Here is a 26,104-nt window from a genome sequence, read left to right as displayed (position 1 = left end):
GTTCACGCTCCAGCGCACCTTTGGCGCGTGCCAGCTCCTGCAGGCGGTTCTGTTGTTCCAGCAGCGCGTCCTGCTGCGCTTGGAGCTGGGCGTCGGATACGAAGTGCTCATCCACCAGCTTGCGATAGCGCTCAACCGCCGCGCTGGCGTTGCTGACGCGTTGCTGTTGCGTGGTCATTTGCAAGCCTAAGGTACTGATCTCCTCGATGGTGCTGCGTATCTGGGCCGCGACGCTCTCACGGTCAATACGGTTGATGGATCCCTGTTTCAGAAGGCTGATTTTCAGCAGAGTGCGACGCCGCTCAAGGGTCTGCAGTGCCATCGCCTCGGCACTGGCAGCGTCAGCTACCGCGTGATCGGAACTGATCGTGTAGAGCCTCGCTCCGCGCCGGACCATATCGCCTTCGGCCACGTAACGGGCCTGCACGATCCCGGTCTGTGGAGCAGCGACCGTCACCAGGCCCAGATCGGGAACCAAATACCCCGACACGTGCTCGTGGCGCGTGTAGTGGGCGGTGCAGGCGTAGATCAGCAGCGCTGTTGTCAATCCGACCAAGCAATAAGTGCACGCGCGCCAGGAAATAGGGCGAATCATTAGCGCCTCTCCCATGTGTTTGTCCTGATGTGCTGCCAAGGCCTCGACTCGATACAAGGAATTAGACATTTTTATCTTAATTAAAGATTTAAGCAATTAATGAATTTTTTAAGTTATGGAATGGTGAAAAGGTATTTTATTAGATGCGCAAAAGATTTTTAACTCAGAAATGTTTGTTGGATATCACTATCGCAGCAATTCACTCTTGGACGTTGTTATAAATCAAATCATTTGTAGGTATTTTTTTCAATTACCATGCTTTCCGCTAAAATCGCCCTTGTCAATGCACCCAGGCCAGGACGGGGGGCAGGATGCGGTAGACGATTAACGACGCAATTATGTCGATGCTGGAGTGCATTTTTATAGGAGAGTACAAATGGAAGCAATAACATCGGAAGAGATGGAATCCGTTTCGGGAGGCTCGTGGGTAGGCGATCTCGGCCGCAAAATCGGCAATGTAATAGGCGCGGCGATGACGACGCAGAGTGCGGTCGATGCTCAAGAAAACTTTATGCTGAGCGCGATGCAGTACGGCGTCTAGTAGCGTTGAACTACTTATTTTTGAGGAAAAACATGAAACGATTAAGCATAACCGAACTGGATGATGTGTCAGGAGCGGGAAAAAATGTCAAAACCGTTACTTTGATCGGCTATGTCATCGAGTTTTTTGAAGGGGTATATGCGGGGGCGAAGGATACCTATCATCCTCCGCCGCAGCCCGAGCAGCAAGCTAAATAAACAGGCGCACCCCAGCTTACGTTGGGGTGTAAATGTATTAATTGAGGATATGTCTATGAAAGATAAAGCTACCGCCACCCAGTCTATTAACGATTCGCAGGATGCAGGGATGCTACTACCGGTTTTTATTCCTGGTCTGATAGACAATCCGACGACCGGCAAGGCGCTGCTCATAGGATCCTTTTTTTCCTTGTTGTCGGTACCTATGTTCCTTGCATTTTCCATGCTGGAATCGAATTTTTGGCCACATCTATCGAGCGCTGATCCTCCCAATTGGCCATTAATCGCGGTGTTGGCTATTTTCTTCGCACCATGGTTCGAAACGTATGTTTTCCAACGTTTCCCTATGGAGTGGATAGGCTATTCGACGCGCAGCCGGCGCGTGATCGGGGTGGTGACCAGCGCCACGCTATTCGCGGCAGCTCACAACAGCTATGGGAAACCGTTGGTGTATTTCACGGCGGGGCTACTGTTGTCATGTGTGTATTTGGCGAGCCGAGGCGCAGGCAAGCGGATCGCGACTACCGCCACCATATCGGCGCATTTGGCCCAGAATATCTTGTTACTCGCGCTGGTGGCCTGGGACCCAATCTAATTGCATCCAAGCAGCTTGCACGGCAAGATAACCATCCATCCGCGCGTAGGCAAATAAGCCACGCATGCTACCCTGAGGCATCGCCACTCCGGGAGACGCCTGCATGGACAAGGAAGCCGAACTGAAAGCTGCCAAGCGCATCGCGCTACTGTTCCTGCTGGCGGCCGCCGCCGTGTTCCTGGTGGCCTCGGTGCTGCCGCCCAATGTGTGGACCGGCGGCGCCAAGGCGGTGGCGGAAGCGGCCATGGTGGGCGCGCTGGCCGACTGGTTTGCCGTGGTGGCCCTGTTCCGGCGCGTTCCGATACCCATCGTGTCGGCCCACACCAACATCATCCCGCACAACAAGGACCGGATCGCCGACAACCTGGCCGTGTTCGTGCGCGACAAATTCCTGGACCCGTCTTCGCTGGTGGCCCTGATACGCAAGCACGATCCGGCCGCCCTGCTGACAGCCTGGCTGGGGCGCGCGGAAAACCATGCGGCGCTGGGCGGCTACGCCGTGCGCCTGGCCACCGGCGTGCTGGAAGTGGCGGACGACGAGCGCATACGCCGCTTCCTGCACGACGCCCTGCACGCGGCCCTGGCCAAGGTGGATTTAACGTCCACCCTGGCCGATATCGTGGACACCCTGACCCGCGACGGCCGTCACCAGCAGTTGCTGGACGCCGTGCTGCGCCAGCTGATCGCCTTCCTGCAAAACGAGGAGCACCGGGCCGGCATCGCGCGCGGCATCGTCGGCTGGCTCAAGAGCGAGCATCCGAAAAAGGAAAAGCTGCTGCCCACCGAGTGGATCAGCGAGCACGCCGCCGACATCCTCGCCGACGCGCTGGACAAGATACTGCGCCAGGCCAGCGAGAATCCCGAACACGAGCTGCGCCGCTATGTCGATGAGGCCGTGCAGCGCCTGTCGCAGCAGCTGAAAACCTCGGAAGCACTGCGTGCCAAGGGCGAGCGCATCAAGGCCTACCTGCGTGACGAACCGGCCTTCAACGATTACATCGGCCAGCTGTGGGGCGATTTCCGCGCCTGGCTCAAGGCCGACCTGGAACGCCCCGATTCACGCCTGCAGCAGCAGGCCGCCGCCATGGGCCGCTGGCTGGGCCGCGAGCTGGCCGACCATCCGTCGCTGCGCGCTTCGCTCAACGAACACCTGGGGCAGATGGCGCGCGCCATGGCGCCCGACTTCGCCGCCTTCCTGACCCGCCACATCAGCGACACCGTGAAAAACTGGCAGCCGGACGATATGTCGCGGCTGATCGAACTGAACATCGGCAAGGACCTGCAATACATCCGCATCAACGGCACCATTGTCGGTGGCTTTATCGGCTTGCTGCTGTATTGCAGTTCCTTGCTGATCGCGGCGCTCACGCATTAGCGGTGCGTACGCCGCTGGCCACGGTGCGGCCGCGGTTGTCGAAGCTCCAGGCGCCGGCGCCGAAGGCCACCACCTGCAGCAGGCCGCCCGCCATGGACAGGTTTTTCAGCAGGTGGATCAGCTGGTTCTGGTCGGCGATGTTGTGGTGGAAGGCCAGCGCCGTCACCACCGAGAAGGCGGCCAGCACGGCGGCCACGGCGCGGGTTTGCACGCCCAGGGCCAGCAGCGCGCCGCCGCCCACCTCCACCGCGATGGCCACCGCCAGCGCCAGCGAGGCAAACGGCAGGCCGGCCGACTCGATGTAGCCCAGGGTGCCGGCCGGGGCCAGGATCTTGCCTATGCCGCTGAACACGAACACGGTGGCCAGCAGGACGCGGCCGATGGCGGGAATGGCGCTGGTGTTAAGGTTTTTCATGATGTTTCCTTTCAGGGAAGAGTTAAGTTGTGTCCATCTTAGGCCGCGGCCATCCATCGCGGAAGCCTATATAATTGGATGGATACCATCTATGGAGCAGATATATGCTGGACGCGCTGTCGCTGGACCAGCTGCGCACCTTCATCGCGGCGGCCGAGGAAGGCAGCTTTTCCGCTGCCGGACGTAAATTGCGGCGCGCGCAGTCGGTGGTGAGCACCACCCTGGCCAACCTGGAAGCCCAGGTCGGGTTGGCGCTGTTCGACCGCGCCGGCCGCTATCCGCAGTTGACGGAACATGGGCGCGCACTGCTGGCCCAGGCCAAGGCCGCCGTGGCCGGCATGGACGCCTTCAAGGCCAGGGCCCGCACCCTGTCGGAAGGGCTGGAGCCGGAGCTGGCGGTGGCGGTCGATGTCATGTACCCGATTGCCCGCCTGACCGCCGCCGTACAAGCCTTCCAGCAAGAGTTCCCCGGCATCCCGCTGCGCCTGTACGTGGAGGCGCTGGGCGCGGTGGTGCAGCCGCTGCTCGATGGACGCTGCCGGGTGGCCGTGGTCGGCAGCCTGCCGGAGATGCCGGCGGGGACGGAAACGGAATATCTGCTGAGCGTGCCGGCCGTCAGCGTGGTGGCCCCCGGCCATCCGCTGGCGGCCATCCGGGGCACGGTGCAGCGTTCGGTGGCCTCGCAGCACGTGCAGCTGGTGCTGACCGACCGCTCCACCCTGACCAGCGGGCGCGATTTCGGTGTGATGTCGGCCCAGACCTGGAAGCTGGGCGACCTGGGCGCCAAGCATGCCTTCCTGCGCGCCGGCCTGGGATGGGGCCACATGCCGCTGCACATGGTGGAGGATGACCTGCGCACGGGGCAACTGGTGCGCATGGAGCTGGAAGTCCATCCCACCTATGGCGGCGGCTTTTCCATGCACGCGGCGCACATGAAGCACAGTCCGCCCGGGCCGGCCGGACGCTGGTTCATCAGCCGCCTGAAACAGGCTTGATTACTTCAGCACCGGGGTGAGCAAAGGCCGGCCGGCAAAGTGGGCCAGCAGGTTGTCCACCGTGAGCTGGCCCATGGCGTGGCGGGTTTCCTCGGTCAGGCTGCCGATGTGCGGCGTCAGCACCACCTGGTCCAGCGCGCGCAGGGCCTCGGGCACCTGCGGCTCGTGCTCGAACACGTCCAGCGCGGCGGCGCCCAGGCGGCCCGACTGCAGGGCCGCGACCAGGGCCGGCTCATCGACCAGCGAACCGCGCGCGATGTTCACCAGCGTACCCTGCGGACCGAGCGCGTCCAGCACCCCGGCATCAACCGCGTGGCGGGTGGCGGCCGTGGCCGGCGCGGCCAGGATCAGGTAGTCGCTTTGTGCGGCCAGTTCCAGCAGCGAGCCGGCGCGCGGGGCGTCCGCGCCTTCGATGGCGCGCGGCTGGAAATAGCGTATCTCCAGTCCCATCGGGCGCAAGCGGGCTGCGATGGCCTGGCCGATGCGGCCGTAGCCGTAGATGCCGGCCACCTTGCCGCGCACGGCGCGCGCCGGCTGGAGGGGCTGGCGCGCGGCCCAGCCGCCGTCGCGCACGTAGCGGTCCATGGCCGGCAGGCGGCGCGCGGCCGCCAGCAGCAGCAGCACGGCCAGGTCGGCCACGTCGTCGGTCAGCACTCCGGGCGTGTTGGTGACGGCAATGCCGCGCGCCCGCAGCGCCGCCAGGTCGACCTGGTCGTAGCCGACGCTGTTCAGGGCCACCAGCTCCAGCCTGGGCAGGCGCGCCGCCAGCGCCGCCGGCATGCCGATGGAGCCGACCGTCATCACGGCGCGCACCCGCAGCGCCACGCTGTCGATCAGGGCGTCCTGCTGCGGCGCCGGGCACCGCCACACGTGGTGGCAAATGAAATGCTGCTCCAGCTGGTCCATGACGGCCGCCGAGGGACTGGCCGCGAACACGAGTATTTCCGGTTTCATGAGGCTCGCTTTAGCTAAGGAAAGCCGATTATGCGCCGTTTACCGTATTCTTACCGAAGCGAAAATGGTGGAATCCACGCAACATTGTAAAATAGTATCAATTCAGCATGCCTGATTGTTAAGTTATGCGACTATAATCGCGCAAGCACCAGGAGAAAGCACCCTACCATGCAGCGTTTTGTCGTCCGCTTACTTGCCCTGCCCTTGCTGGCCGGGCTGGCCGCGCCTGCCGCTGCCGAGGAGCTCCCTCCGGAACTGGCCGACCTGTCGCTGGAACAGCTCAGCGACGTGGTGGTCACCTCGGTCACGCGCCAGGAGGAAAAGCTGTCCGATGCGGCGGCCTCCATCTTCATCATCAGCAATGCCGACATCCGCCGCAGCGGCGCCCAGACCCTGCCCGAGGCGCTGCGGCTGGCGCCCAACCTGAACGTGGCCCGGGTCGACGCCAGCGGCTACGCCATTTCGGCGCGCGGCTACAACAGCACTTTCGCCAACAAGCTGCTGGTCATGATAGATGGGCGCAGCATCTATACGCCGCTGTTTTCCGGCGTGTTCTGGGACGCCCAGGATGTCATGCTGGAGGACGTCGAGCGCATCGAGGTGATCAGCGGCCCGGGCGCCACCATCTGGGGCGCCAACGCCGTCAACGGCGTCATCAACGTGATCACGCGCAAGGCGTCCGAGACCCAGGGCGGCCTGCTGGTCGGGGTGGCCGGCAACGACCAGAACGCTGGCGCGCTGCGCTACGGCGGCGCCGTGGGCGACGGCCACTACCGCGTTTACGGCAAGTATGGCCAGCACGACCCCAGCGAGGATGTCAACGGCGCGCCCTCCCAGACTTCGTGGCACCGGTCCCAGGCCGGCTTCCGCGCCGACTGGCAGCGGCCGGACGGCGCCGTCACCGTTTCCAGCGACGCCTACCAGGGCCTGGTCAACAAGCTGATCGAGGGTCCCGTGCGCATCAGCGGCGTCAACCTGCTGGGCCGGGTGACGCGCGACTTCGGCAGCTATGGCAGCGTGCGCCTGCAGGCCATCCTGGACCATACCGAACGGGCCCAGCCGAACGCCTATGACGACATGGTGCACACCGTGGACCTGGAGCTGCAGCACAGCCTGCGCCTAGGCGAACGCCATCAGCTGGTGTGGGGCGGCGGCTACCGCTACAGCCGCGACCGGGTGGTCAACCGCGGCTCAACCGCCTTCCTGCCCGAGCACATCAACCTGCACTGGAGTAACCTGTTCCTGCAGGACGAGATCAGCCTGCTGCCCAGCCTGAAGCTGACCGCCGGGATCAAGACCGAGCACAACCGCTACACCGGCGGCGAAACCCTGCCCAGCCTGCGCCTGGCCTGGAACCGCGACGGCGGCGGCCTGCTGTGGGGCAGCCTGACCCGCTCGGTGCGGGCCCCGGCCCGCATCGACCATGACTGGTACGCCCCGGCGCGGCCGTTGATCATCGCTGGCAAGCCCGTGTATTTCCTGGCTGGCGGCGAGGACATGAAATCCGAGCTGGCCAAGGTGGCCGAGATTGGCTACCGGGCCCAGCCGCTACCCGGGCTGTCGTATTCGGCCACGCTGTACTTCAGCGACTTCGACCGCCTGCGCACCATCGAGCAGCAGCGCACCGGCGGCGCGTTGATCCAGAACATGGGCCAGGGCCGCTCCAACGGCGTCGAACTGTGGGCCCAGTGGCAGCCGGCACCGGCCTGGCGCCTGGATGCCGGCCTGGTGGCGCAGCGGGTCGAGACCACGCTGCTGCCGGGCAGCCGCGACACCAGCCGTACCCGTGGCCTGTACACCGACGATCCGGCCAACCACTGGCTGCTGCGCGTCAGCCACGACTGGTCGGAACGCAGCAGCTGGGACCTGCACCTGCGCCACACCAGCAGCCTGCCCGATCCGGCCCTGCCTGCCTATACCGAGCTGGACCTGCAATGGCGCTACAAGCTCAGCCCGACGCTGGACTTGTCGCTGCAGGGCCAGAACCTGCTGCACCGCGACCATGCCGAATTCGGGGTGGACACCGGACGCAACGTCATGACGCGCAGCCTGCTGCTGCGCCTGAGCCAGCGGTTCTGACCATGATGCGATCCCTGCCCCCACGATCCGCATGGTGCGCGCTGCGCTCGCGCCTGGGCGCCCTGCCGTCTCCTCTGCTGTCGTCGCTGCGCTCCGCGCTGCTGTGCGTGCTGCTGGGTGCGGGCGCCTGCGCCGCGCTGGCGCCCGCGCCGGCCCTGGCCCAGGACACACAGGCCGTGGAGCGCGGCGTGAAAGCCGCCTTCCTGTATAAATTCCTTGGCTACGTGGAATTCCCGCCGGCCGCCGACGCCGCCACGGCGCCATTCGTAATCGGCGTGATGGAGGCCGACAGCCTGGCCGGCGAGCTGGTGCGCATCACGGCCGGGCGCAGCATCAACCAGCGTCCGGTGCAGGTGCGCGTGCTGCGCGAGGGCGACAGCCTGGCCGGGGTGCACCTGCTGTTCGTGGGCGCCACCATGACGGCGCGCGCCGCGCCGCTGCTGCGCAGCGCCCAGCAGGCCAGCGTGCTGACCGTGACCGAGTCGGACCTGGGGCTGGCTACGGGCAGCGTGATCAATTTTCGACTGATCGACCAGCGCGTGCGCTTCGAGGTGTCGCTGGAGGCGGCCGAGAAAAGCAACCTGAAGCTGAGCTCGCGCCTGCTGTCGGTGGCCTACGCGGTGCAGAAGGGCGGCCTCTGATGCGGCGCCAGTGGCGCCGGGCCACGGTCAGGGCCAGGCTGATCCTGATGGCCCTGGCCACCACCCTGGCGGCCCTGCTGCTGACCTCGGCCGCCATGGTGGTGTATGAGCTCAACACCTTCCAGCAGGGCTGGATAGACGACGTGACCACCCAGGCCGACATCGTGGCCATGGTCAGCGCGCCCGCGCTCAGCTTCAACGATGTGGCGGCGGCGCGCCAGAACCTGGCCCTGCTGCAGCTGCGCCCGCAAATCCTCGCCGGCGCCATCTACGGCGCCGACGGCCGCCTGTTTGCCTCCTATGCCCAGTCCGCGCAGGCGCCGGCCCTGCCGGCCAGCCCCGGCAATATCGGCTACCGCATCGAGGGCGATCGCCTGCTGGTGGCGCGCGCCATCAGCGACCATGGCGAAACGGTGGGCGCGGTCTACCTGGTGGCGCGCTACCCGCTGATGGAGCGCCTGCAATCGTACGGCCTGATCCTGGGCGCCGTGATGCTGTGCAGCCTGGCGGCGGCGGCCCTGGTGGCGACCCGGCTGCAGCGCGGTATCACCGAGCCGCTGGCGGCCGTGACCGGGGTGGCGCGCGGCGTGATGCAGCAGCGCGACTTCAGCCTGCGGGTGCCGGCCAGCGGCCACGGCGAGATCGGCACCCTGGTGGCGGCCTTCAACGCCATGCTGGGCGAGGTCGAACGCAGCGCCAGCGAACTGCAGGAAGCCAACCTTACCCTGCAGCACGAAATGGCCGAGCGCAAGGGCGCCGAGCGCGCCCTGTTGCTGGCCGACCGCCGCAAGGACGAGTTCCTGGCCACCCTGGCGCACGAGCTGCGCAACCCGCTGGCGCCGATCCGCACCGGGCTGGACATCCTGCGCATCAACCCCAACGACGCCGTGGCCGGCCAGCGCGCGCGCGCCATCATGGAGCGCCAGCTCAAGCAGATGGTGCGGCTGGTGGACGACTTGCTGGACGTCTCGCGCATCAATACCGGCAAGCTGGCCATCAAGCGCGAGCCGGTCGAGTTCGCCACCGTGCTGAACGATGCGCTGGAAAGCGTGCGGCCCCTGATCGAGGCCCAGGATCACGCGCTGCAGGTGACGCCGCCGCCGCCTGGCCTGATGGTGGAGGGCGACCCGACCCGGCTGGCGCAAATTCTGGCCAACCTGCTCAACAACGCCGCCAAGTACACCAACCGGGGCGGGCTGATCGAACTGGTGGCGGACATGCGCGGGGCGCGGGTCCAGGTGCGGGTGCGCGACAACGGCATCGGCATCGCGCCCGAGATGCTGGGCCAGATCTTCGGCATGTTCGTGCAGGCCGATTCTTCGCTGGAGCGCAGCAACGCCGGCCTGGGGGTAGGACTGTCGCTGGCGCGCCACCTGGCGGCCCTGCACGGCGGCACCATCGAGGCCTACAGCGACGGCGTGGGCCAAGGCAGCGAATTCGTGCTGACCCTGCCGCTGCTGTCGCTGGGCGGCCCGCTGGCCGCCGAGGCCGACACGGCGCGGCCTGCCGGGCGCGGCCACCGCATCCTGCTGGCCGACGACAACATCGATTTCGTCAACAGCATAGGCGCCTTGCTGGGCTCGCAGGGCCACACCGTGTCCATCGCCTACGACGGCGCCGAGGCGCTGGCCCAGGCCGCCAGCTTCTTCCCCGACTACTGCTTCCTCGACATCGGCCTGCCGCGCCTGAACGGCTACGACCTGGCGCGCGGCATCCGCCGCCTGCCGGGCCTGGAGCGCGCCGTGCTGGTGGCGGTGACCGGCTGGGGCCAGCAAAAGGACCGCGAACTGGCGGCCGAAGCCGGCTTCGCGGTGCACCTGGTGAAACCGGTCAGCTTCGAGCAGATCGACGCCATCCTGAGGGGCTGACGACTGCGCCGGACACCCTCAGACTTCGCTCCACTGGCGCAGCAGGTTGTGGTAATGGCCGGTGAGCCCCACCAGTTCCGGGCAGTCGCCCAGCCTGGCGCGCAGGGCCTGGATGTTGCGGTCCAGGTCCAGCAGCATGGCGCGGCGGGCGTCGTCGCGCACCATGCTCTGGGTCCAGAAGAAGCTGCAGATGCGCGCCCCGCGCGTGACCGGCTGCACCCGGTGGATGCTGGTCGAGGGATACACGATCAGGTCGCCGGCAGGCAGCTTGACCTCGTGCTCGCCGTAGGCGTCCTCCACGATCAGTTCGCCGCCGTCGTAGTCCTCCGGATCGCACAGGAACAGGGTGGACGACACGTCGGTGCGCAGCCAGCCGCCGTCCGGCAGGCGGCGCATGGAGCCGTCCACGTGGTTGCCGTAGTGCTCGCCGCCGGCATAGCAGTTGAACAGCGGCGGACAGGTGCGCCTGGGCAGGGCCGCCGCGAAGAACAGCGGATTGCGCGCCAGCGCGTCCAGCACCAGCTGGCCCAGCTCCAGCGCGGCCGGCGAGCCTTCCGCCAGCTGGCGGTTCTGCTTGACCTGGGCGCCCTGGCCGCCCACGGTGGCGCGGCCGTCGACCCAGTCGGTCTCATCCAGGCGGCGGCGCATGGCGGCCACTTGGTCGCGCGTCAGGACTTCGGGTATGTGCAGCATCATGATGATGTTTCCTTGAATGCAAAAGCCCCGCCGGCGAGGGCGGGGCGGTCAGCTCAAGCTAAGAGGGCGTTTCAACATGAGCGTGGCTAGGCGCTGCGACGAAGACAGTGCGGCTGCACGGCGAGGAGCTGCAACGACGCCATGCTCATGTTGATACGCCCTCCGAAACTCAGAACTTGAAGTTGGCGGTGACGCTGGCCGCACGCGGCGTACCCGGAGTATAGCGGTAGCCGGACTTGTTGATGGCCTGGACGTATTCCTTGTCGGCCAGGTTGTACACGTTCAGGCGCAGGTCGATGTTCTTGCTGACGGCGTAGCCGGCCATGGCGTCGAACACCCAGTAGGAATCGGCATAAGCCGGGGTGCCGATGGCGCCGTCGGTGCCGCGCAGCAGCTTGTCGACGAAGCGGGCGCCACCGCCTATGGTCAGGCCCATGGGCAGCTTGTACGAGGTCCACGCGGTGAACGATTGTTTCGGGGTGTAGGTCAGCTGGTTCTGGCCGTTGGCGGTCACCACCTTGCCCGATTCCACGCTGGTGGACTGGCGGGTGTAGCCAGCGCTGACCAGCCAGCCGCGCGCCACTTCGCCGGTCACGCCCAGTTCCACGCCCTGCACGCGCTTCTTGCCGGTCTGGTAGTACAGCGCATCGACCGGGTCCTGCTCGATCTCATTCTTGACCACGGTGCGGAACACGGTGGCGGTCAGCGACAGTTTCTGATCCAGCAAGTCCCACTTGGTGCCCAGCTCGTAATTGGTGGTTTCCTGCGGATCGAACTTGGGATTGGCGGCGCTGTTGGCGCTGGCGCTCAGGGTGAAGTTGGTGCCGCCCGGCGGCGCTTTCGAGTTGCCCACCAGGGCGTACACGCTGCTGTTCGGGGTCGGCTTGTACAGGGCCGAGATCTTGCCGGTCCACAGGTTGTCGCTGTTGGTCAGGTTGGTGGCCACGTTGGTGGTGGCGGCGATGGCGGTATAGTCCAGGTTGTAGTGGTCCAGGCGCACGCCGCCGTTGAAGATCCACTGCTCGCCCACCTTGACGGTGTCGAACACATAGGCGCTCTGGGTATTCATCTCGCCCTGGGTGCGGGCGCCGGTGCGGGCATAGGTGATGTTGACCGTATCGTTGTAGTTCGGGTGGTAGAAGTTAGCGATCGGCAGCAGGGTGCCGCCGGTCAGGCCCAGGCTGTAGTTGGTCTGCTTCTCGCTGGTCAGTTCCACGCCGCCGACCACGGTGTGCTTGACGGCGCCGGTGATGAAGTCGGCGCTCATGGTGGTCTGGTTGGTCAGGATTTCGTTCAGCTGGTCCTTGTAGGTCGGGGTGCTGCGGCGCAGCTGCCAGGTGGAACGGTCGGCGTTGCTGATGTTGATCAGGTTGGCGGCGGTGACCATGAAGGAGGTCAGCAGGTAGTCTTCCTTGGTCTTGCCATAGCGGCTGGTGTTGACCAGGCGCGCGCCGCCGGCGAAGTCGTGCTCGACGCGCACGGTGGCCATGTCGGCCTTGACCTTGTCATGGTCCTGCGTGGTGCCGTAGAAGTTGCTCGGATCAACCTTGGGCGCGCTGCCGATGGCGGCCACGTTGTTGGTCGCGGTCGAGGCCGGCGCGCTGTAGCCGGGCAGGCCGACGGTGGGCACGCCGCCGTCCGGAATATTGTCCTGGTCGACGTGCAGGTAGTTCAGGTAGACGCGGGTCGGGCTGTTCAGGCCGAACGCCAGCGAGGGCGCCACGCCCCAGCGCTTGTTGGTGACCACGTCGCGCGCCGGGTTGCCGCTGTCCTGCTCCAGCAGATTGAGGCGGAAGGCGGTGCCGGTTTCCGGATTGATGACGTGGTTGATGTCGGCGGTGGCGCGCTTCTGCTTGCCGCTGCCGAAGGTCAGGTTGCCGGTATAGGCTTCTTCCAGGTTGGCTTGCTTGGACACCAGGTTGATCGAGCCGGTCGGCGAGCTGCGGCCGTTGTCGGTGCCGGCCGGGCCTTTGAGCACATCGATTTGTTCGATGTTGAAGGTGTCGCGCGAGATCGAGCCGACGTCGCGCACGCCGTCCACATAGATCGAGGACGAGGCGTCGAAGCCGCGCATGTAGATGGCGTCGCCGGTGTTGGTGCTGCCATTCTCGCCCAGGAAGAAGGCGCCCACGCCGGGGGTGTTGCGCAGCGCTTCGGTCAGGGTGGTGGCGCCCTGCTGCTCGAACAGGTCTTTCTTGATGACGGTCAGGGTCTGGGCCGTGTCCACCAGTTTTTCCGTGTATTTCGGCGAAGAGGCGCGCTCGGCCTTGAACTCATTTTCGCGGCTGGCCTGGACCTGCACTTCTTGCAGGGTCTGCGGGGCGGCGGCGGGGGCCTGTGGCTGCGCGTCCGGCGCGGCCTGGGCCGCCACCGGCAGCAGCATGGCGGCCAGGGCGGCGCTCATGCTCTGGTTGAAACGGGTGGGGGCGTGCTTGCGGCTCTTGATCATTTACCTGTTCTCACTTTCCTGATGGAACGATGCATTTAAAGAATGTGAGAGATTGTAACGAGAACTATTCTCATTGTAAATGAGAATAGTTATCAATATCAGTCGCAATCAGGACGCAGGCAGGCTAAGTTTTTGATTTAGAAGTGAAATATCGCAGAGAGGATGATGTCGTGTAAACGGCACCCGGCTCACTCACCTTGCTGGCGCAGCCAGGCTGCGGCCTGGGCCAGGGTGAGTTCCAGCTCGGCCTTGACGTCCAGGTAGTGCTGCCCGGCTTCCTCTTCGCGGCCTTCGTTGATGGCGGCTTCGGCGGCGATGGTGGCCTGGATCAGGCGCTTGGCGCCCAGCACGCCGACCGCACCGCGCAGGCCGTGGAACAGCTTGGCCGCGTCGTGCAGGCGCCCTTCGCGCAGGGCTTGGCCGGCCTGTTCCACCGGCGCCATGCCGGCTTCCAGCGCGGCGCGCACCATTTTCACCATCACGCCGCGGCCCTTGGGATCGCGGCCCATGACCTTTATCAGGCTGTCCATGCTGAACGCTCCGGGATCGGGCGCCGGCGCGGCCTCGGTTGCCTCCGTGGTGGCGGCGGGCCGGGGCGGCAGGTGGCGCGCGATCACTGCCAGCATGTGCTCGACCTCGATGGGCTTGGGGATGAAATCGCTGATGCCGGCCTCCATGCTGCGGCTGCGCTCGGAATCCAGCACCCCGGCCGTCATGGCGATGATGGGCAGCGCCAGGCCCAACTCCTGGCGCAGGATGCGGGTGGCGGTGAAGCCGTCCATGACCGGCATCTGCATGTCCATCAGCACCAGGTCGTAGCGCCCGGCGCCGGCGCGCATCATGTCCACCGCCTGCTGGCCGTCGCCGGCCACCTCCAGCGTGGCGCCGGCGTGCTCCAGGATGCCGCGCGCCACCGCCTGGTTCAGCAGGTTGTCTTCCACCAGCAGCACATGCACGCCGTCCAGGCGGCCGGCAATGCCCTGCTCCAGTGGCGCCGGTTCGCCGTCGGCCTGGGCCGCCAGGGCCTGGTGCAGGGCGTCGAACAGGCTGGAGCTGGTGATCGGCTTGACCAGCACCACGTCGGCCTCGGGTGCGCTGGAAATCTCCTCCAGGCGGTCGCGCGCGAAGGCGTTGACCATCACCACGATGGGCTGTTTCTGGCCCTCGGCCTCCTCGCGTATGCCCTTGGCCGTGGCCAGCCCGTTCATGCCCGGCATGTGCCAGTCGGCCAGCACGACATCGTAGGGCTGGCCGCCGTGGCGGCTCTGGCGGTAGCGCTGCAGGGCGGCGGCGCCGGAATCGACCTCGTCAGCCTGCCAGCCCCAGGCCCGTATCAGCTTGCTGATCAGCTCGCGGCTGGTGCGGTTGTCGTCGGCCACCAGCAGGCGCAGCGCGCCCAGGTCGGGCTTGCGTTTCTCGCCGGCTGGCTCGGGCAGCACCTCGAATGGCAGGCTGAACCAGAAGGTGGTGCCTTGCCCGGCACGGCTGTCGACCGCGATCTGGCCGCCCATCAGCTCGATCAGGCGCTTGGTGATGGCCAGGCCCAGGCCGGTGCCGCCGAAGCGCCGCGTGATGCTCTGGTCGCCCTGGGAGAAGGCGTTGAACAGCTGGGCCTGTTGCTGCTCGGTGATGCCGATGCCGGTGTCGCGCACCTCGAAGCGCAGCAAGGCGCGATCGCCGTCCTGGCGCGCCAGCGACACGCTGACCACCACCTCGCCCTGCTCGGTGAACTTGATGGCGTTGCCGGCCAGGTTGACCAGGATTTGCTGCAGCCGCAGCGAGTCGCCGCGCAGCATGCGCGGCACCCCGGCGTCGACCGCGATGGCCAATTCCAGTTCCTTGTCGCCGGCGTTCATGGTCATGGTGGTGGCCAGCGAGTTCATCACTTCCTCCAGCGCGAACTCCACCGGCGACAGTTCCATGTGGCGCGCCTCGATCTTGGAGAAGTCCAGCACGTCGTTGAGGATGCCCAGCAGCGACTGGCCCGAGACCCGCACCATGCTCAGGTACTTGCGTTGCTGCGCGCTGAGGTCGGTATTGCCCAGCAGGTAGACCATGCCCAGCACGGCGTTCATGGGCGTGCGGATTTCGTGGCTCATGTTGGCCACGAACTCGCTCTTGGCGCGGTTGGCGGCCTCGGCGCGGTCGCGCTCCTGCTCCAGCTCGACGGCGCGCGCCTCCAGCTCCAGCCGCAGGCGGTGCCGTTCGGTGATGTCGGACACCACGGCCAGTACCTTGGTGCCCTGGTCGGTGCGCACCGCGCTGAGGTTGACCTCGATCGGGAATTCGCTGCCGTCGCGCCGCAGGCCATATAAATCCTGGCCCGGCCCCATGCGCGACGGTTCGGCGCTGAGGCGCTCGGCGAAGAACTGGGTGCGGTGGCGCTGGTGCAGGCTGCGCAGGCGCTCCGGCACCAGTACTTCCAGCGGCTGGCCCAGCACTTCCTCGCGTTGATAGCCGAAATAGCGCTCGGCCTGGCGGTTGAAGGTTTCGATGCGGCCGTCCACGCCCACCACCACGATGGCGTTGGGGGCGAACTCGATCAGGCTTTGCAGGCGGGCGTCGGCCGACAGGCGCTCGTGCATCAGGCTGTTGAAGGCGGCCGTCAGCTGGCCGACCTCGTCCTCGGTCCGCACTGGCAGCGGCGTGAAGCGGCGGGCGTCGCTGCGCAGCACGGCAATGGCGTCGCGCAGGCGCACCAGCGGCGCCATCAGGCGCAGCGTCAGCCAGCCGATCACGGCGGCCGACAGCAGCGAGGCCGCGGCGCTCCAGGCCAGCAGGCGGTACAGCACGCCGTTGAAGGGCTCGAACGCTTCCTCCATGGGCAGCGAGGCGGCCAGCAGCCAGTCCACCGCTTGCAGCTGCTTGTAGCTGTTCAGGGCGCGGGTGCCGTTGCTGGTGGTGCCCAGCATGGAACCCTCGAAGCCGTCATCCAGGGCGCGCGTGGTGGCCGGATTGGCGTTGGGCTGGCGCGGCTGCAGCAGGCGGCTGGTGTCCGGATGCAGCACGTACAGCGAGGGCTGGCCGCGGGTCAGGGCGAAGTAGTAGCCGCTGCGGCCCACCTTGGCGGTGCGCAAATGGCCCAGCAGGTTGTCCTTGTAGAGGCGCAGTACGCCCATCAGCAGGCAGCGCACTTCGCCGTTGTCGTCCAGCACCGGTGCGATCATCTGCACGATGGGCTGCTTGTTGGTCTTGCCGATCACCGGTTCGGTGATCATGGGCTTGCGGGTTTGCATGACCTTCTTGAAATAGGCGCGGTCGGACGCGTTGACCTGGGTGCGGCCCGGCACCACCGGCAGATCGGCGATCACGTCGCCGGCCGGGTTGAGCACCAGCAGGTCGTCGAACAGGGCCAGCACGGCGCGGTCGCGGTAGTAGTCGCGCAGGCGCTCGGGATCGGCAGCGATGGCCAGCGGCTGGTTGCGGGCCGAGACCGCGATGATGTCGAGCAGCATCAGCAGCTTGTCGTCCAGCTCCTCGGCAGTGCGGTTGATCAGCGCCGTCTGCTGGGCGAACAGCACCCGCGTGAAGTCGTCCTGCATCCGTTGCATTTGCACCACGGTAACGAGGGCGATCATCAGGATGGAGGTAATGCTGGTGGCCAGCGCGACCTTGGCTTTGATGCCGAGAGGCTTCATGTCTTCCTTGCAAGCGGGGTCGGGGCGATCGGAGGAATTGCCATATTGCTAGGGATTTTCCCCGCAATGGGCGGGATTGGCAAGGAGCAGGCACTGCACTGTGGGCGTTGTCGCACAGCCTCGGATACCTGAATGGTTCAGTGCGAAATCGCACCAAATGGGGGCGGATGCGCTACACTGCCTGGATGATACGCGAACTTCCCCCCCTGACCCTGCCCGCCACCTCGATCGATGCGCTGCGCGCGCGCTGCGCCACCTGCAGCATGCACCAGCTGTGCCTGCCCATGGGCCTGGACACGGCCGACATGGACCGCCTGGACCAGATCATCGGCCGCCGCCGCAAGGTGGCGCGCGGCGGCACCCTGTTCCGTATCGGCGACGGCTTCGCCAACCTGTATGCGGTGCGGCTGGGACATTTCAAGACCTACCAGGTCAACCAGGAGGGGCTGGAGCAGATCACCGGCTTCCAGATGGCCGGCGAGCTGCTGGGCATGGACGCCATCAGCGCCGACCGCCATTTATGCAACGCCATTGCGCTGGAGGACAGCGAGGTGTGCGAAATCCCGTTCGGCAGTCTGCAGCAGCTGCTGGCCGACATGCCCACCCTGCTGCGCCATTTCCATCGCATGATGAGCCAGGAAATCACGCGCGAGCAAAGTGTCATGCTGTTGCTGGGGAATATGCAGGCCACCCAGCGCTTTGCCGCCTTCCTGGTCAACCTGTCCTCGCGCTACGAGGCGCGCGGCTATTCGCCGCACACCTTCCAGCTGCGCATGTCGCGCGAGGAAATCGGCAACTACCTGGGCTTGACCATAGAGAGCATCAGCCGTTTGCTGTCCAGGTTCAAGAAAGAGGGCTTGGTGCGGGTCAGCAACCGCGAGATCGAGCTGCTCAACCTGCCTACCCTCAAGGCCATCACGGCCGGCACCGAGACCTGCGCATAGAACCTGTTTCAAACCGAACATGGCGTCGTTGCAGCTCCTCGCCGTGCAGGCGCACTGTCTTCGCCGCCCCGGCCTTGGCCAGCGCCTGGCCCTGATTTTGAAACAGGTTCAAAACCTACTCCGCGTCGGCCCTTAGCGTCACCGAACGCTGCGCCGGCCACTGCCAGGCGCCGGCCAGGCGCCAGTCGCGCTGTTCTCCTTCCGCCAGCACCACCCAGCGGCTGCGCTCCAGCATGGGCAGCGCCACGTGGAAGGCGCCGTCCGCGTCGGGCTTGAGCATGAGGCGGATATCCTTTTCCGGCAGGGTCGCGTGCGACAGGTGCAGCAGCACGGCGGCCGGCCGGGTGGCCTGGCTGCGGCTGCTGATGCGCCCGCGCAGCTCGCTGGTCGAGGGATCGTATTCCACTTCCATGGCCAGTCCCAGGCCGGCTGCCGCGCGGTCGCGCCGCAGGTCCTGGTTGATGGCCTTGCCCTGCTTGTAGTAGTCGCCCACCACCAGCGCATCCTGGCCCTGGTAGGCCAGCCAGCCCGTGTAGCTGGCGGCCACGGCCACGATGAAGGGGCCGGCCATCAGCAGCCAGGGCCAGCGGTGGCGCCACCAGGGCGCAGGATTCGGACTCGGGATTGCGGCTTGCATCATCACTCCTTCAGCGCGGCACCATGAACACCGCATGTTCCTTCACATGCAGGGATGGATCGTCCACGGCGGTCAGTTCGATATCGATCTTGTTGGACCCCGGCTGGCCGGCGCCGTGCGCGGTGCGCAGGCGGATCGGATGGGCCAGGGTTTCGGTGGCGCCCACGGTCACGGTGTCGGCCGTCACCTGGGCCAGGGTGGGCACGCCGCTGACGCGGATGCGGTAGGTGTGGGCCTGCTCGCTGGTGTTCATGATCTGCAGCCTGTACACGTTCTCTATCATGCCGTCCTCGACTTCGCGGCCCAGGGTGCCGCGGTCGCGCAGCACGTCCAGCTTGAGCGGGGTGCGCAGCGCCAGCGTGGTGCCCACCGTGGCCACCAGGGCCAGCAGGATGCCGCCATAGATCAACACGCGCGGGCGCAGCAGGTGGGCGCGCAGCTGGGCCGCCGTGCCGCCGTCGTGCTCGGCCAGGGCGCGGTCGGTGCTGTAGCGTATCAGGCCGCGCGGCTGGGCGATCTTGTCCATCACGCTGTCGCAGGCGTCGACGCAGGCGGCGCAGCCTATGCATTCGTACTGCAGGCCGTTGCGGATGTCGATCCCGGTCGGGCACACCTGTACGCACATGGTGCAATCGATGCAGGAGCCGCCGTTGCCGTTGGCGGTTTTCGACAGCTTGCCGCGCGGTTCGCCACGGGCGGCGTCGTAGCTGATGATCAGGGTGTCCTGGTCGAACATCGAGCTCTGGAAGCGCGCGTAGGGGCACATGTACTTGCACACCTGCTCGCGCATCCAGCCCGCGTTGCCGTAGGTGGCGAAGCCGTAGAACAGCACCCAGAACCATTCCCAGGGACCGAAGTCCAGGGTCATGGCTTGCTGCGCCAGCTTGTGGATGGGGGTGAAGTAGCCAACAAAGGTGAAGCCGGTCCACAGCGCCAGCGCGCCCCAGGCCAGGTGCTTGGCGCTCTTGCGGGCATATTTGTTGAGCGAGGGCCCCTGCCGGTCCAGCGCCATGCGGGCGCTGCGCTTGCCTTCGATCTTGCGCTCTATCCAGAGGAAGATCTCGGTGTACACCGTCTGCGGGCAGGCAAACCCGCACCATACCCTGCCGGCGATGGCGGTGGCCATGAACAGCAGGTAGGCGCAGATGATGAGCAGGGCCGCCAGGTAGATGAAGTCCTGCGGCCACAGCACCAGTCCGAACAGGTAGAACTTGCGCGTGCCGAGGTCGAACAGCATGGCCTGGCGCTGGTTCCACATCAGCCAGGGCGTGCCGTAGAAGGCCAGCTGGGTGAGCCAGACGAACACCCAGCGCAGTCGCGCGTAGCGGCCGCTGACCTCGCGCGGGTAGATTTCCTCGCGCGCGGCGTACATGTGGATGACTTGCGGGGCGTTCATGGTCTTGCCTTCCTGCTGTTACTGCTGGGTGGTGGCCGGGGCGGCGGCCGGTGCGGCCGGTGCAACTGCCTTGGCCGGGTCGTTCGACAGGCTCCACACGTAGGCGGCCAGCACGTGCACCTTGCCATCACCCAGGAAGTCCTGGAAGGCGGGCATGGTGTTGTTGCGGCCCTTGCGGATGGTTTCCATGATGGTCTCGGCGCTGCCGCCATACAGCCAGATCTTGTCGGTCAGGTTGGGCGCGCCCAGGGCCTGGTTGCCATGCGCGTCGGCGCCATGGCAGGCCATGCAGGCGCCGAACTTGCCCTTGCCGAATACGGCCTTGATGGGATCGGCGGTCGAGCCCGACAGGCTGAGCACGTAGTTGGCCACGTTTTCCACGTCCTGGTCGGAACCCAGGGCGGCGGCCATGGACGGCATCACGCCGTTGCGGCCGTGCAGGATGGTGGTCTTGATGGTTTCCGGATCGCCGCCATACAGCCAGTCCTTGTCGGTCAGGTTGGGGAAGCCCTTGTTGCCGCGCGCATCAGAGCCGTGGCACTGCGCGCAATAGGTCAGAAACAGGCGTTCGCCCATGGCGTGGGCCTTGGGATCGGCTGCCACGGCGCGCAAGTCCTGCTTCTGGTACTGGGCGAACAGCGGGCCGTAGTCGGCCTCGGCCTGTTTCAGCTCGGCCTGGTACTGGCCCGAGGACTTCCAGCCCAGCTTGCCGGCGTAGTCGCCCAGGCCGGGGTACAGGAACAGATAGGCCAGGCCGAACACGATGGTGATGTAGAACAGCCACATCCACCAGCGCGGCATGGGGGTGTTCAGTTCCTTCAGGTCCTCGTCCCACACGTGGCCGGTGGTGCCGTCGCTGGGCTGGCCGGGAGCAAGCTTGGTCTTCGACTGGGTGTACAGCAGGATGGCGCAGCCGAACACGCCCAGCAGGGTCAGCACCAGGATGTAGATATTCCAGAAGCCGCTGGTGAAGTCAGACATGGCGGTCCTCCTCATCGTCGGCAAACGGCAGCTGGGCGGCGGTGGCCAGGTCGGCCTCGCGCCGCGTCCAGGTCCACCACAGGATGCCGGCGAACGTGATGAACGAGATCACCGTCATCACGCTGCTGGCCTGGTCAAACACATTCTCGATAGCCATCTCAGTTCCTCGCTTTGATCAGGGTGCCCAGGCCTTGCAGGTAGGCCACCAGGGCGTCTTCTTCCGTCTTGTCCTTGAGTTCGGCCGGGGCGGCCGCTATCTCGGCATCCGTGTAGGGATGGCCCAGGGTGCGCAGGGCGCGCATCTTGGGCGCGATCTCCTCCGGCTTGAGGCTGGTCTTGGCCAGCCACGGATAGGACGGCATGTTCGATTCCGGCACCACGTCGCGCGGGTTGTGCAGGTGGGTGCGGTGCCACTCGTCGGAGTAGCGGCCGCCCACGCGCGCCAGGTCGGGACCGGTGCGCTTGGAGCCCCACTGGAACGGGCGGTCGTAGACGAATTCGCCTGCCACCGAGTAGTGGCCATAGCGCTCGGTCTCGGCGCGGAACGGCCGTATCATCTGCGAGTGGCAGTTGTAGCAGCCCTCGCGGATGTAGATGTCGCGTCCCGCCAGGCGCAGCGGGCTGTAGGGCTTGAGGCCGGCCACCGGCTCGGTGGTCGACTTCTGGAAGAACAGCGGGATGATCTCGACCGCGCCGCCCACGCTGACCACCAGGGTCACCAGGGCGATCAGCAGCCAGGGGTTTTTCTCGATCCAGGCATGTGAAAACTTCATTGCTAGCTCCGTAGGTTCAGGCGTGTACCAGGGCCGGGATGGCGGCCGTGGCGGTCTCGCGGTTACGCAGGGTCATCCAGGCGTTGTAGCCCATCAGGCACATGCCGCTCAGGTACAGCAGGCCGCCGCCGAAGCGCACCACGTAGTAGGGATAGGTGGCCTTGACCGATTCCACGAAGGTGTAGGTCAGGGTGCCGTCCGGGTTCACGGCGCGCCACATCAGGCCCTGCATGACGCCGGCGATCCACATGGCGGCGATGTACAGCACGATGCCGATGGTGGCCACCCAGAAGTGCAGGTCGACCAGGCGCGAGCTGTACATGTCCTTGCGGCCGACCAGGCGCGGCAGCAGGTAGTAGATGGAACCCATGGTGATGAAGCCGACCCAGCCCAGGGCGCCACCGTGCACGTGGGCGATGCCCCAGTCGGTGTAGTGCGACAGCGAGTTGACGGTCTTGATCGACATCATCGGGCCCTCGAAAGTGGCCATGCCGTAGAACGACAGCGAGACGATCATGAACTTCAGGATCGGATCGGTGCGCAGCTTGTGCCAGGCGCCGGACAGGGTCATGATGCCGTTGATCATGCCGCCCCAGGACGGCGCCAGCAGGATCAGGGAGAACACCATGCCCAGCGACTGGGTCCAGTCGGGCAGCGCGGTGTAGTGCAGGTGGTGCGGGCCGGCCCACATGTAGGTGAAGATCAGGGCCCAGAAGTGCACGATGGACAAGCGGTAGGAATACACCGGGCGCTCGGCCTGTTTCGGGATGAAGTAGTACACCATGCCCAGGTAGCCGGCGGTCAGGATGAAGCCCACCGCGTTATGGCCGTACCACCACTGGATCATGGCGTCCTGCACGCCCGAATAGGCCGAGTAGGACTTGAAGGCGCTGACCGGCATGCTGGCGCCGTTCACCACGTGCAGCAGGGTCACGGCCAGGATGTAGCCGCCGAAGAACCAGTTGGCCACGTAGATGTGCTGCACCTTGCGCTTGATGATGGTGCCGAAGAACACGATGGCGTAGGCGATCCACACCACCGCGATCAGGATGGTGATGGGCCATTCCAGTTCCGCGTATTCCTTGCCGCGCGTGAGGCCCATGGGCAGGGTCACCACGGCCGACAGGATCACGGCCTGCCAGCCCCAGAAGGTGAAGGCGGCCAGCTTGTCGGAAAACAGCCGCACCTGGCAGGTGCGCTGCACCACGTAGTAGGAGGTGGCGAACAGGCCGCAGATGCCGAACGCGAAAATCACCGCGTTGGTGTGCAGCGGGCGCAAACGGCCATAGGTCAGCCAGGGTATGTCCAGGTTCAGCGCCGGCCAGGCCAGCTGGGCGGCGATGATCACGCCCACCAGCATCCCGACTATGCCCCAGACTACGGTCGCGATCGCGAATTGCTTCACGATCTTGTAGTTGTAGTGCGTTGCTTGATCCACTTGATGTTCTCCCTAGAACTCTTTGATGATGTACATCAAAGGTTACGGGTTTGAACCTCAAAAAACTTTGATATGGATCAAAACAGGTAGAACAGGTATTGAACAAATCAGGGTTTGTCGTCGTCCTGCAGCACGCGCAGCGCGGGGCCTTCCAGGTCCTCGAACTGGCCGCCGTCGGAGGCTTTAAAAAAAAGCCAGATTGCGCCAAACACCAGCAGCACGCTGAGCGGCACCAGCAAATACAGGGCTTCCATGTGTGATCCTTATCGCCGCAGGCGCAGCGCGTTGAGCACCACGACGGCGGAACTGAGCGCCATGCCGACCCCGGACCACCACGGGTTCAGATAGCCCATGGCGGCGGCCGGGATGGCGGCGAGGTTGTAGACGGTGGCCCAGGCCAGGTTCTGGCGTATCACGCGCATGGTGGCGCGCGCTGCCTGCGAGGCGTCGGCCAGCGAGCCTATGCGGCCGGACAGCAGCACCGCGTCGGCATGGGCTTGGGCCAGTGCGGCGCCGCTGCCCATGGCGAAGGACACATCGGCTGCGCTCAGCACGGCGGCGTCGTTGATGCCGTCGCCGGCCATCGCCACCACCGCGCCTTGTGCCTGCAGGGCGCGCACGTAGTCCAGCTTGTGCTGCGGCAGGTTGCCGCCGCTGGCGTGCAGGATGCCCAGCTGCGCGGCCAGGCGCCTGGTCAGCTGGTCATCGTCGCCGCTCAGCAGCACCACGGTTTTTCCCAGCGCGTGGAAGTGGTCCACGGTAGCCTGGGCGTCGGCGCGCAGGGTGTCGCGCAGCAGCAGGCGCGCCAGCCAGCGGTCCTGCATGCCAAGGTAGATGATGGTGGCGTCGGCGTCTTCCAGGCGGTGCATCACCGGCGGCGCGCTGCCCGCCAGTTCCGCCACGTAAGCGGCGCTGCCCAGGCGGTAGCGCTGGCCGTCCAGCGTGCCTTCCAGGCCCTTGCCAGGAATTTCCTGCAGCGCGCTGGCGTGCAGTCCCGCCGCCTGCGCGCGTGGTGTCGTTGCATCCGCGAGTGTTTGCGCCCGCGGCTGGGCGGCGCCGACCATGCTGCCCGCGCCGGGGTTGCCGCCTGCGCCTAAGCTGCCGGCTGCGCCGGGGATGGCGCCGGCCGTAATGGCGCGCGCCAGCGGGTGGGCGCTGCCGGCTTCCAGCGCTGCGGCTACTGCCAGCCAGCGGGCCGGGTCGCCGCCGTCCAGCGCGGCTATGCTGTGCAGCGCGGGGCGGCCTTCGGTCAGGGTGCCGGTCTTGTCGAACACCACGTGGGTGGCGCGCTGCAGGGTTTCCAGCGCGTGCGGCGCCACCACCAGCACGCCGCGGCGCAGCAGGCGGTCGATGCTGGCGGCCAGCGCGCTGGGCGTGGCCAGCGACAGCGCGCAGGGGCAGGACACCACCAGCACCGCGATGGCGATATGCCACGCACGCGCCGGCTGGTGGCCATCGTGCCAGTACCACCAGGCGAAGCTGGCGCCGGCGAACAGCAGCAGCGCCGCCACGAAATACGCCGCCACCCGGTCGGCCCACTGCGCGATACCGGGCTTGCCCTGGCCGGCGCGGTCGATCAGGCGCACCAGGTCGGCCAGGGTGGAGTCGCCGGCGCTGCGTGTCACGCGCGCCAGCACTGCATCGGCGCACACGATGGCGCCGCCGGGCAGGGCGTCGCCGGTGGCGCGCGGCTGCGGCGCGCTCTCGCCGGTCAGCAGCGACAGGTCGAGCGCGGTGGCCCCATCCAGCACCACGCTGTCGGCCGGCACCGCTTCGCCCGGCTTGACCAGGATGACGTCGCCGGCGGCCAGGGCGGCGGCCGGCACCAGTTCGCTGTCGCGCCGTTCCGGATAAGCGGCCACTTTGTGGGCCGAGGCGGGCAGCGCGTGCTGCAGCCGCTCCATGGCGCCGGCCGCCTTGCGCCGCGCCAGCAGTTCCAGGTAGCGGCTGCACAGCAGCAGGAACACGAACATGGTGACGGAATCGAAATACACCTCGCCCTCGCCGCGCCAGGTGGCGATCACGCTGGCGCCGAAGGCGGCCGCGATGCCCAGCGCCACCGGCACGTCCATGCCGAGCGTGCGTGTCCGCAGGCTGGCCAGGGCGCCGCGCCAGAACGGCAGCGCCGAGTAGCAGATCGTGGGCAGCGTCAGCAGCAGGCTGGCCCAGCGCATCAGGCCCGCCATGGACTCGTCCAGGGTGCCGTCGCCGTCCGACAGGTAGGCCGGGGCCACGTACATCATCACCTGCATCATGGACAGCCCGGCCACGAACAGCTGGCGGCCCAGGGTACGCGCAGCGCGCCGCAGCTGTTCGCCATGGCGCAGGGCGTCGTAGGGATAGGCGGCGTAGCCGATGGCGTGCAGGGCGGCCAGGATGTCGCCCGGCTGGCAGGCGTCGGCGCGCCAGCGCACGTACAGGCGCTCGGTGGCGACGTTGAGCTGGGCGCTGGCCACGCCGGGCAGGCGCGCCAGGCGCTGCTCGATCAGCCACACGCAGGCGGCGCAGCGTATGCCTTCGACCGCGAAGGTGGTCTCCCGGCTGTCGGCGTCGAGTGCGAAGCGCGGGTCGTCATTGCTGTACAGGCGCAGTTCGGGCGGCACCAGGTCGGCGCCGTCGGCCTGCTGGGCATAGCCGCTGCGCTCGCGGTAGTAGTGTTCCTGGCCCAGGTCGACAATGGTCTGCGCCACGGCGGCGCAGCCAGGGCAGCACATCGCGCGTTCCCTGCCGTCTATGCGCACGCGCCAGCTGGCGCTGGCCGGCAGCGGCAGGCCGCAGTGGTAGCAGCCGGCGGCGCCGGCATCGCTGGCGCCGGACGCCGGTGTGGATCTGGCCTGGCCGCCGCCCGCCGCGACCGGAGCTGCACTGGCGCCGTAGGCCATGGCGGCCCCACCCTG

23 protein-coding genes are annotated in these 26,104 nt (G+C 66.4%); 9 read left to right on the top strand and 14 right to left on the bottom strand.

Annotated elements, in window-relative coordinates:
• Nucleotides 1-664 (bottom strand): HlyD family secretion protein (locus ACLB1G_RS11125; RefSeq protein ID WP_491627257.1); only part of this gene is annotated, 664 nt, incomplete at its 3' end.
• A 307-nt stretch (nucleotides 665-971) separates the two neighbouring features.
• Between ACLB1G_RS11125 and ACLB1G_RS11120 the strand changes: the two genes are divergently transcribed.
• From ACLB1G_RS11120 to ACLB1G_RS11105, 4 genes are all read left to right on the top strand, one after another.
• On the top strand, nucleotides 972-1,136 hold the full coding sequence (locus tag ACLB1G_RS11120) for a hypothetical protein (RefSeq protein WP_491627256.1): 165 nt from the start codon (nucleotides 972-974) through the stop codon (nucleotides 1,134-1,136).
• 32 nt (nucleotides 1,137-1,168) lie between these two features.
• Nucleotides 1,169-1,333, top strand: a complete 165-nt coding sequence (locus tag ACLB1G_RS11115; protein ID WP_491627255.1) for a hypothetical protein — start codon at nucleotides 1,169-1,171, stop codon at nucleotides 1,331-1,333.
• Between the two features lie 55 nt (nucleotides 1,334-1,388).
• The gene (locus ACLB1G_RS11110) at nucleotides 1,389-1,928 is read left to right on the top strand and encodes a CPBP family glutamic-type intramembrane protease (RefSeq protein WP_491627254.1); all 540 of its coding nucleotides are present in this window, start codon (nucleotides 1,389-1,391) and stop codon (nucleotides 1,926-1,928) included.
• Between the two features lie 103 nt (nucleotides 1,929-2,031).
• Complete coding sequence (locus ACLB1G_RS11105) at nucleotides 2,032-3,303, top strand: DUF445 domain-containing protein (protein WP_491627253.1); 1,272 nt, start codon at nucleotides 2,032-2,034, stop codon at nucleotides 3,301-3,303.
• Here the strand turns inward: ACLB1G_RS11105 and ACLB1G_RS11100 are convergent.
• A complete protein-coding gene (locus tag ACLB1G_RS11100) occupies nucleotides 3,293-3,718 on the bottom strand; it encodes a DoxX family protein (RefSeq protein ID WP_491627252.1) in 426 nt (141 codons plus the stop codon). The two genes, ACLB1G_RS11105 and ACLB1G_RS11100, sit on opposite strands and share 11 nt — an antisense overlap.
• A 104-nt stretch (nucleotides 3,719-3,822) precedes the next feature.
• Between ACLB1G_RS11100 and ACLB1G_RS11095 the strand changes: the two genes are divergently transcribed.
• The gene (locus tag ACLB1G_RS11095) at nucleotides 3,823-4,713 is read left to right on the top strand and encodes a LysR family transcriptional regulator (RefSeq protein ID WP_491627251.1); all 891 of its coding nucleotides are present in this window, start codon (nucleotides 3,823-3,825) and stop codon (nucleotides 4,711-4,713) included.
• On the opposite strand, the gene ACLB1G_RS11090 is transcribed toward ACLB1G_RS11095, so the two are convergent.
• Complete coding sequence (locus ACLB1G_RS11090; RefSeq protein ID WP_491627250.1) at nucleotides 4,714-5,667, bottom strand: 2-hydroxyacid dehydrogenase; 954 nt, start codon at nucleotides 5,665-5,667, stop codon at nucleotides 4,714-4,716.
• Between the two features lie 168 nt (nucleotides 5,668-5,835).
• On the opposite strand from ACLB1G_RS11090, the gene ACLB1G_RS11085 reads away from it, so the two are divergent.
• From ACLB1G_RS11085 to ACLB1G_RS11075, 3 genes are read left to right on the top strand one after another with little or no spacing between them, the layout of a single operon-like run.
• Nucleotides 5,836-7,746 (top strand): TOL_0244 family TonB-dependent receptor, encoded by a 1,911-nt coding sequence (locus ACLB1G_RS11085; protein WP_491627249.1) that lies wholly within the window; start codon nucleotides 5,836-5,838, stop codon nucleotides 7,744-7,746.
• Between the two features lie 2 nt (nucleotides 7,747-7,748).
• Nucleotides 7,749-8,387: a TOL_0243 family YfiR-like periplasmic protein gene (locus tag ACLB1G_RS11080; RefSeq protein WP_491627248.1), complete on the top strand. Its 639-nt coding sequence runs from the start codon at nucleotides 7,749-7,751 to the stop codon at nucleotides 8,385-8,387.
• A complete protein-coding gene (locus tag ACLB1G_RS11075) occupies nucleotides 8,387-10,255 on the top strand; it encodes a sensor histidine kinase, YfiR-like protein-associated (protein ID WP_491627247.1) in 1,869 nt (622 codons plus the stop codon). Before ACLB1G_RS11080 ends, ACLB1G_RS11075 begins: the two co-directional genes overlap by 1 nt.
• A gap of 18 nt (nucleotides 10,256-10,273) precedes the next feature.
• On the opposite strand, the gene ACLB1G_RS11070 is transcribed toward ACLB1G_RS11075, so the two are convergent.
• From ACLB1G_RS11070 to ACLB1G_RS11060, 3 genes are all read right to left on the bottom strand, one after another.
• Entirely contained in the window at nucleotides 10,274-10,951 is a 678-nt protein-coding gene (locus ACLB1G_RS11070) for a Fe2+-dependent dioxygenase (RefSeq protein WP_491627246.1), read from the bottom strand.
• A 169-nt stretch (nucleotides 10,952-11,120) separates the two neighbouring features.
• The gene (locus tag ACLB1G_RS11065) at nucleotides 11,121-13,400 is read right to left on the bottom strand and encodes a catecholate siderophore receptor Fiu (protein ID WP_491627245.1); all 2,280 of its coding nucleotides are present in this window, start codon (nucleotides 13,398-13,400) and stop codon (nucleotides 11,121-11,123) included.
• Between the two features lie 188 nt (nucleotides 13,401-13,588).
• Nucleotides 13,589-17,038 carry a response regulator gene (locus ACLB1G_RS11060; protein WP_491627244.1) on the bottom strand — a complete coding sequence of 1,150 codons (3,450 nt, stop codon included), beginning with the start codon at nucleotides 17,036-17,038 and terminating at the stop codon, nucleotides 13,589-13,591.
• 185 nt (nucleotides 17,039-17,223) lie between these two features.
• Here ACLB1G_RS11060 and fnr point away from each other — a divergent pair, with 185 nt between their 5' ends.
• The gene (gene fnr / locus ACLB1G_RS11055) at nucleotides 17,224-17,982 is read left to right on the top strand and encodes a fumarate/nitrate reduction transcriptional regulator Fnr (protein ID WP_491627243.1); all 759 of its coding nucleotides are present in this window, start codon (nucleotides 17,224-17,226) and stop codon (nucleotides 17,980-17,982) included.
• A gap of 115 nt (nucleotides 17,983-18,097) precedes the next feature.
• On the opposite strand, the gene ACLB1G_RS11050 is transcribed toward fnr, so the two are convergent.
• From ACLB1G_RS11050 to ACLB1G_RS11015, 8 genes are all read right to left on the bottom strand, one after another.
• Nucleotides 18,098-18,619 (bottom strand): FixH family protein, encoded by a 522-nt coding sequence (locus tag ACLB1G_RS11050; protein ID WP_491627275.1) that lies wholly within the window; start codon nucleotides 18,617-18,619, stop codon nucleotides 18,098-18,100.
• Nucleotides 18,620-18,629: 10 nt separating this feature from the next.
• Nucleotides 18,630-20,015 carry a cytochrome c oxidase accessory protein CcoG gene (gene ccoG, locus ACLB1G_RS11045; RefSeq protein WP_491627242.1) on the bottom strand — a complete coding sequence of 462 codons (1,386 nt, stop codon included), beginning with the start codon at nucleotides 20,013-20,015 and terminating at the stop codon, nucleotides 18,630-18,632.
• 18 nt (nucleotides 20,016-20,033) lie between these two features.
• On the bottom strand, nucleotides 20,034-20,996 hold the full coding sequence (gene ccoP / locus ACLB1G_RS11040; protein ID WP_491627241.1) for a cytochrome-c oxidase, cbb3-type subunit III: 963 nt from the start codon (nucleotides 20,994-20,996) through the stop codon (nucleotides 20,034-20,036).
• Nucleotides 20,989-21,153 carry a cbb3-type cytochrome oxidase subunit 3 gene (locus ACLB1G_RS11035; protein ID WP_491627240.1) on the bottom strand — a complete coding sequence of 55 codons (165 nt, stop codon included), beginning with the start codon at nucleotides 21,151-21,153 and terminating at the stop codon, nucleotides 20,989-20,991. Before ACLB1G_RS11035 ends, ccoP begins: the two co-directional genes overlap by 8 nt.
• A 1-nt stretch (nucleotide 21,154) precedes the next feature.
• Nucleotides 21,155-21,769, bottom strand: coding sequence for a cytochrome-c oxidase, cbb3-type subunit II (gene ccoO / locus ACLB1G_RS11030; protein WP_491627239.1), 615 nt, complete (start codon nucleotides 21,767-21,769; stop codon nucleotides 21,155-21,157).
• 16 nt (nucleotides 21,770-21,785) lie between these two features.
• Nucleotides 21,786-23,207, bottom strand: coding sequence for a cytochrome-c oxidase, cbb3-type subunit I (gene ccoN, locus ACLB1G_RS11025; RefSeq protein WP_491627238.1), 1,422 nt, complete (start codon nucleotides 23,205-23,207; stop codon nucleotides 21,786-21,788).
• Nucleotides 23,208-23,314: 107 nt separating this feature from the next.
• Nucleotides 23,315-23,461: a cbb3-type cytochrome oxidase assembly protein CcoS gene (gene ccoS / locus ACLB1G_RS11020; protein WP_491627237.1), complete on the bottom strand. Its 147-nt coding sequence runs from the start codon at nucleotides 23,459-23,461 to the stop codon at nucleotides 23,315-23,317.
• 9 nt (nucleotides 23,462-23,470) lie between these two features.
• Nucleotides 23,471-26,089 carry a heavy metal translocating P-type ATPase gene (locus ACLB1G_RS11015; protein ID WP_491627274.1) on the bottom strand — a complete coding sequence of 873 codons (2,619 nt, stop codon included), beginning with the start codon at nucleotides 26,087-26,089 and terminating at the stop codon, nucleotides 23,471-23,473.
• Between the last annotated feature and the right edge of the window lie 15 nt (nucleotides 26,090-26,104).

The sequence above is a fragment of the Duganella kummerowiae genome, assembly GCF_053572355.1.
This window is presented reverse-complemented; position numbering and strand designations above follow the sequence as displayed.